The 6,373-nt window shown below is 44.2% G+C and carries 7 protein-coding genes and 1 pseudogene; 6 read left to right on the top strand and 2 right to left on the bottom strand.

Going from position 1 to position 6,373, the window contains the following annotated elements; translation table 11 throughout:
- A pseudogene (locus tag ABVF09_RS19800) lies at nucleotides 1–180 on the top strand (transposase); the annotation flags it as partial.
- Nucleotides 181–591: 411 nt separating this feature from the next.
- The gene (locus tag ABVF09_RS16695) at nucleotides 592–1,200 is read left to right on the top strand and encodes a DNA-3-methyladenine glycosylase (RefSeq protein ID WP_371069690.1); all 609 of its coding nucleotides are present in this window, start codon (nucleotides 592–594) and stop codon (nucleotides 1,198–1,200) included.
- Nucleotides 1,201–1,494: 294 nt separating this feature from the next.
- Here the strand turns inward: ABVF09_RS16695 and ABVF09_RS16690 are convergent, their stop codons facing one another.
- A complete protein-coding gene (locus ABVF09_RS16690; RefSeq protein ID WP_371069689.1) occupies nucleotides 1,495–1,947 on the bottom strand; it encodes a DUF2188 domain-containing protein in 453 nt (150 codons plus the stop codon).
- A gap of 410 nt (nucleotides 1,948–2,357) precedes the next feature.
- Between ABVF09_RS16690 and ectA the strand changes: the two genes are divergently transcribed.
- The 3 genes from ectA (at nucleotide 2,358) to ABVF09_RS16675 (ending at nucleotide 4,609) form a co-directional block, all read left to right on the top strand.
- Complete coding sequence (ectA, locus tag ABVF09_RS16685) at nucleotides 2,358–2,834, top strand: diaminobutyrate acetyltransferase (RefSeq protein ID WP_272914954.1); 477 nt, start codon at nucleotides 2,358–2,360, stop codon at nucleotides 2,832–2,834.
- Between the two features lie 50 nt (nucleotides 2,835–2,884).
- The gene (gene ectB, locus ABVF09_RS16680) at nucleotides 2,885–4,153 is read left to right on the top strand and encodes a diaminobutyrate--2-oxoglutarate transaminase (protein WP_026571489.1); all 1,269 of its coding nucleotides are present in this window, start codon (nucleotides 2,885–2,887) and stop codon (nucleotides 4,151–4,153) included.
- A gap of 69 nt (nucleotides 4,154–4,222) precedes the next feature.
- The gene (locus ABVF09_RS16675) at nucleotides 4,223–4,609 is read left to right on the top strand and encodes an ectoine synthase (protein ID WP_026571490.1); all 387 of its coding nucleotides are present in this window, start codon (nucleotides 4,223–4,225) and stop codon (nucleotides 4,607–4,609) included.
- A 550-nt stretch (nucleotides 4,610–5,159) separates the two neighbouring features.
- Here ABVF09_RS16675 and ABVF09_RS16670 read toward each other — a convergent pair.
- Nucleotides 5,160–5,783 carry a flavodoxin family protein gene (locus ABVF09_RS16670; protein ID WP_026571491.1) on the bottom strand — a complete coding sequence of 208 codons (624 nt, stop codon included), beginning with the start codon at nucleotides 5,781–5,783 and terminating at the stop codon, nucleotides 5,160–5,162.
- Between the two features lie 167 nt (nucleotides 5,784–5,950).
- Here ABVF09_RS16670 and ABVF09_RS16665 point away from each other — a divergent pair, with 167 nt between their 5' ends.
- Nucleotides 5,951–6,373, top strand: coding sequence for a CBS domain-containing protein (locus ABVF09_RS16665; RefSeq protein ID WP_026571492.1), 423 nt, complete (start codon nucleotides 5,951–5,953; stop codon nucleotides 6,371–6,373).

Genomic DNA, 6,373 nt, shown 5'->3' with positions numbered 1-6,373 from the left:
AACGTTCATGCGTTGGAAACAAGAGATTTTACAGTCATTCATGTATCCATTTCATAATGGTATATCGAGGGAATAAACAATACGATAAAGGTTTTAAAACGAGATTCCTTTAGAATCAAAGACTTTGAACGATTTAAGCATGAAACTTCATGGCAGCAAGCGGTTAAAAAGGCTCTGTAGAGCGAAATAGCGTAGCAGAGGAAATAAGCGAGACTCCTGCGGAAAAACGGGCGGCCGAGACCCCACAGCGGGTTTTGCGAGGAGGCTCGGGCGTTCGTCCGCGGAAAGCGAGTTTATTTCATCTGCGGTCTGAGTAAAATAGCTGTTTTTAGATTGAGCCTTTCGATAAAGAGAGGGTGGAAGAAAAATCACACCGCCACATTTGACAGAGAACCCAGTGATTCCTGATTCACCTTCCTTGTTCCAGACTTGCACGCCGAGATTCCGAATCTGCTAATCGGCGCTGATTTATAATCAGAAACATTCCCAATTTAAGAAGCCTCGTGTTTGCTCCTTGAAGGCGCACTGTGTATTATGCAGTTAGTAGATACTTTAACAAATGGAATCCCGCCTAGTTAGGAGTTTTAGTTGATGAGAACGGAACAAGAAACCTTTTCTCCATTGCCTCTCGATTTTTATGAACAGCCAACCCTGCAGCTCGCCCCCGCCTTGCTAGGATGTCTCTTGGTGAAAGAAACACCGGAAGGTATTGCGTCTGGAATCATTGTGGAAACAGAAGCTTACAAAGGTCCATTTGACCGGGCGGCGCACAGCTTCAAAAGTCGGCGCACTAAACGCACGGAAATCATGTTCGGCGCATCTGGCAAGGCTTATACTTATGTCATGCACACGCATTGTCTTGTGAATGTTGTCAGCGGTGGAACCGATGTTCCGGAAGCAGTCCTGATCCGGGCTGTCGAGCCATATTCCGGCCTGCCCCTGATCCGCTCCCGCCGGCCAAAAATCAAAAGTGAACGACAACTGACCAATGGGCCCGGAAAGCTTTGCAAAGCTTTGGACATTACAATGGCAGATTACGGCCATCGCCTGGACCTGCCCCCATTATGGATCGCCTCCGGACCGGATCGAGACAAATTTGTCACGGAAGCAGGACCGAGAGTAGGCATCGACAATACAGGTGAGGCGAAATTCTATCCGTGGCGTTTCTGGATTCGAGACAACCCGTTCGTGTCTAGATAAAAAGCAGCTGGGATTTCCCTCTTCTCCGTCCGTTTTTTTGCATCCGCATAAAGGAAGCTTCATAGCCACACTTCCTTTTATGCAAAGGTTTGATAGATGTTTTTCACCGCGCTTTCCCCTGACAAAGCTCACCCAGCCTTAGAAGGAACAAAAACACTTTCTTACAAAATAAGAAAAACCGAACGAATTCGAATGTTTAAGACTTCGAATCATCGTCCGGCTTTCTTCATCCCCTACGCTTTTATCCCGCCGAAATTCATAGGAAAAATCAGCAGATAAGCTGCGGAACTTTACTCAGGAAAAACTGTGCCGTTTTTCGACATCTCCATTTTTCTTGTGGATTACCGCCTCTGTTCCCTTGTTTTCAGCAATCTCTTTCGCCCGTTCGACGGCATCCGATTTTTTGTCGAAAACCTTCGACGGCTTTTTGGCATCCTTGGCTTGTACAGCCCAGCCGTTTTCATGGACTACCACATGCTCCCCTTCATCCATCAACTCTGGTCGCTTATCATACTGCTCATCTTCTTCGGAACGTGATTGAGGGTCGCCTTCCTCCTTATACTCATCGATTTCTTTTTTAGAAGCATTGTCATACCACTCTTTTGCCTGGTCTGTGGCAATAGGGATCGCCCTTCCTTCATCGTATCCCTCATCAAGCATTGCGTTGGCAATATCGATCGCCTTTTTCCGGATAACTGGTTTGAAATTTTTTAATGAAGCAGGATAGTCATTCATCGTCCAAGGCATATTTACCACTCCTTTTTTCCGTAAGGATTTATATAAATAGTTTTCCCCTTCCCTGTTCCCCTAAACCTTTTGAAAGAGTCACAGGATGAAACCCTCAGGCATGTTGATCCAATCCGTTCAAGGTGCCCCGTCGAGAATGATATTAACCAACCTGGTAAGTGAACAGATAAATTAAAATTGTTAGAAAAATTAACAATATAGGAGCATTCTTCTGTTTTTGACTAGCTGTTTGCTTCTAAGCATGACTTAGCATGTATAATGCCTTTTAATCAAGTTTATTGATATTTGAGTAAATTTACCAACTCTCCTATGATTATTAATGTGCTTTGTAAAAATGAAAATAACCATTAAAGGAGGCACTTGCTATTAACAGTTCAAGCGTAACTGCGACTGCAGATGCAGCTGACAAACTGTCATTCAGTAAACCAGCTGTCGAAGACGGCGCAGCAATGTGGGAATTGGTAAACAATTCGACGCTCGATCAAAACTCCGTATATAAATATATAATGATGAGTGAGTTTTTTGCTGAGACTTGCGTAGTTGCCAAAGAAAATGATAAGTTAGTCGGCTTCGTTACCGCATTTATTCCTCCAGAGCGTCAAGACGTGGTGTTCGTGTGGCAAATCGGCGTTTCCTCAAACCAACGGGGAAAAGGAGTTGCTTCCAGGCTGCTCCAGGAATTGGTCAGCCGTGATGCCTGTCGGGATGTCCACTTTGTCGAAGCGACGGTCACCCCTTCCAATGACGCGTCTCAATCTTTATTCCGCGGCCTTGCCAAAAAGTATAATACAGGCTGCCATGTAGAAGAGTTATTTCCAGAGGAACTGTTTCCGACAGACGACCATGAAGGGGAATTGAGTTTCAGGGTCGGTCCGATTGAAAAGTAAACTGACTTCCGGAAAACATTCAGACAATCATAACCAAGGAGGATTTATAAATGAGCCAGACAAATTTATCAATTTTCGAAAAGCTGGAATCTGAAGTAAGGAGCTATGTACGCAGCTTCCCTACTGTTTTCAATAAAGCCAAAGGGGAAAAAATCTGGGATGAAAATGGAAACGAATACTTGGACTTCTTCTCAGGAGCCGGAGCCCTGAATTATGGTCACAATGACAACAAAATGAAGGCTAAGTTAATGGATTACATTATGGATGATGGAATTACCCACTCCTTAGATAAAGCATCAACAGCCAAAGCTGAATTCCTCACCAAGTTCCATGATGTCATTCTCAAACCTCGTGAATTGGATTATAAAGTAATGTTCCCTGGACCGACAGGGACGAACACAGTGGAAAGCGCCTTGAAACTGGCAAGAAAAGTCACCGGCCGTACAGATGTAATCAGCTTTACAAATGGCTTTCACGGAATGACCATTGGATCGCTATCCGTGACAGGTAATTCCTTTAAGAGAAAAGGTGCAGGTGTTCCGTTGCAAAACGTGGTGACCATGCCTTATGACAACTTCGTCAATGATGACCTGGATTATCTTGAGCGATTCCTTGAGGAAGCGGGCAGCGGAGTTGCTATCCCTGCAGCCATGATTCTGGAAACCGTTCAAGGGGAAGGCGGAATCAATACAGCCCGTTTTGAATGGTTGAAACGCGTGGAGGATATTTGTAAGCGCTGGGACATCCTGCTGATCATCGATGATGTGCAAGCAGGAGTAGGAAGGACCGGGACATTCTTCAGTTTTGAACCAGCAGGCATCAAACCAGATATCGTATGTCTTTCCAAGTCTTTGAGTGGTTATGGACTTCCATTCGCTGTGACCCTTATCCGTCCGGATTTGGATATTTGGGAACCAGGAGAGCATAACGGCACTTTCCGCGGTAACAACCATGCGTTTATCACTGCGGCAGCGGCTTTGGAATATTGGGAAGATGCAGATTTTGAAAAGAACATTCAAGTCAAGGCCAAAATGGTCCGGAACTTCCTGGACAAAATGGTGGAGAAATACCCTGAGCTAAAAGGAGAAGTCCGCGGAAGAGGGTTGATGACCGGCATTGCGTCCGAAGTGGACGGTCTGGCGAACAAAGTGGCTGCAAAAGCGTTTGAAAACGGTCTGATTATGGAAACTTCCGGTCCAAAAGATGAGGTGTTCAAACTATTCCCTCCGTTGAATATAAAAGAAGAAAATCTGGAAAAAGGCTTTGCCATCATAGAAGAGAGCATTAAAAGCCTAGTGAAAGAACCAGTAGCCAACTAATCGCTAAACTGTGCTATACAAAGAAGCTCCATATGAACCAAACAACAAATTACCGGGAGGAAACCAAAAATGAAAGTTGTAGCTTTAAATGACGTATTAGGAACCGAACATGATGTTGACGGAGGCAATTGGGTCAGCAGACGTCTGATCAAAAAAGACGATGGCATGGGATACTCTGTCAACGATACCATTATAAAAGCAGGAACAGAAACGCATATTTGGTATCAAAACCATCTTGAAGCAGTCTACTGTATCGAAGGGGAGGGCGAAGTCGTCACTCTTAAGGATAACAAAGTATGGCCAATCAAAAAGGATGAACTGTATGCCCTGGATGAGCATGACGAGCATCTGCTTCGAGCCAGAACGGATATGCGGATGGTATGTGTATTCAACCCGCCGCTTTCCGGAAAAGAAGTGCATGACGAAAATGGCGTATATCCAGTCGACGAAGACTAATAAACCGAGAAAATCAAAGGCAGTCTCGCACATTGATCACCTTTAAGCTTTTCTGCAAGAAGCTATATACGAGACAAAGTGGCCGGGAAAAGCATGGCCACCAAAGCAAAAACCGAGCGAATTTGAACTATCAATCAAGTTCGCTCGGTTTTTAATGTTTGTGTTCCTTCGATAGACTTACATGTCTGGAATCGCTACGGCAAGATATTGTGCTTTCTTGCGGGATTTTCCGCTCGTGCTGTTCCCGTTGGAGTCGCCGTATCTTGCCTCCGCTATGTTTTCGGGGCCCAATTTTTATATAATCAAAACTAAATAAATAGAAGCGTTTTCTTCTGACTGTCAGGGTTTCTAAACAGTGACATAGACGAAAATCAGCACAGAAAGTTTTTTATGTAGGTATTGGAGTTTGAGAACCAACACCATAAAAATAATAAAGAAGTACTCCTGTTTCCATACAGTTTACTTTTTGTAACCAAAAAACCGAACGAATGAAGGAATCGTTCGGTTCTTGTATTGTTCACGAGGCTTTTGTCCCGGACTCTTTTTGGTTTCAGGAAGCATTTCCCTTCGTCGGAATAGGCTGTTGCTGAAAGATGCGGGCAAGATGGATCAAATTATGACCGGCCATTTGGACGTTAGACTGTGTGAACTCATTTTTATATCCCTCGGCTTCGATATACGATGGTCCCGGCCCTGCTTCTCCTACCCAATAAGCTATTGGATTTGGCGGAATCGCATAACCGATTTGCGATAGACCGAAAATAAGATCGCCTGCAGCATTTTTTGCTCCATCCTCATTCCCTGTGACTACCGCGCCTGCCACTTTGTTATAAAATACCGGCTGGCCTTTTTCATTTTTAACCGTTGAAGAACCATTAAAACGTTCCAGCACTTTTTTCGAAACACTGCTTTTTTCACCCAGCCATACAGGAGTGCCCATCAACAATATATCAGCTTCCTTTATCTTTTCGAACAGTTGCGGCCACTCATCGCCGTCTCCCATATCCTCTGCTATTCCATAAGCTATATTGTAGTCGACTACCCGAATCAATTCGGATTCCACCTGCTCCCCATCAAAAACCTTAACGAATTCATTCAACAGAGCATCGGTGTTCGAAGGTTCATCCGACTTTTTCAAGGAACAATTCAAAATCAATGCTTTTAAAGGTGCCAAGTTTATCCTCCTCCTATACTAGTCTCCTAGTGCTGTTCCCGATTGACTGAAAAGATATGCAGCAGGTGATGATTTTTTTTGATTTTCAAGAATACGTTTCGCCCTGCTCCATAAGGGATATTTAATAAATATACGTCAGTTCCCACACCTAAAAGGAGGATTAGCTTATGACAACTGTTCAAGAAGTAATGACAGACAATGTAACAAAAGCTAAACCTGGCGACAGCTTGGAAACATTAGCCCAGGAAATGGAAGCACGCGATGTCGGTTTCCTTCCTATTGTGGATGAAGAGAAGCTTGTCGGCGTAGTGACCGATCGTGATATTGTACGAAAAGGACTGGCAAAGGATTTCAAATCGAATGGCGTTTCAGCTGAACAAATCATGACCGATAAAGTCATCACAGCACTTCCGGATATGCAGGTGGAAGAAGCTTCACGACTGATGCAAGATCACCAGATCAAACGGCTGATTGTTGCTGAAGACCGAAAAATCAAGGGTGTTGTCTCTCTGGGAGATTTAGCTGTCTCCGACAAGGAACAAGCCGCTGAAGATGCTTTAGGCGAAATTAAAAAATCAAGCAATGGATAA

Source organism: Sediminibacillus sp. JSM 1682029 (genome assembly GCF_041366435.1).
In the GTDB taxonomy this organism is placed as follows: Bacteria; Bacillota; Bacilli; order Bacillales; family Amphibacillaceae; genus Sediminibacillus; species Sediminibacillus terrae.
Note: the sequence above shows the minus strand (reverse complement) of the source record. Positions and strands in the feature narration are given on the sequence as shown.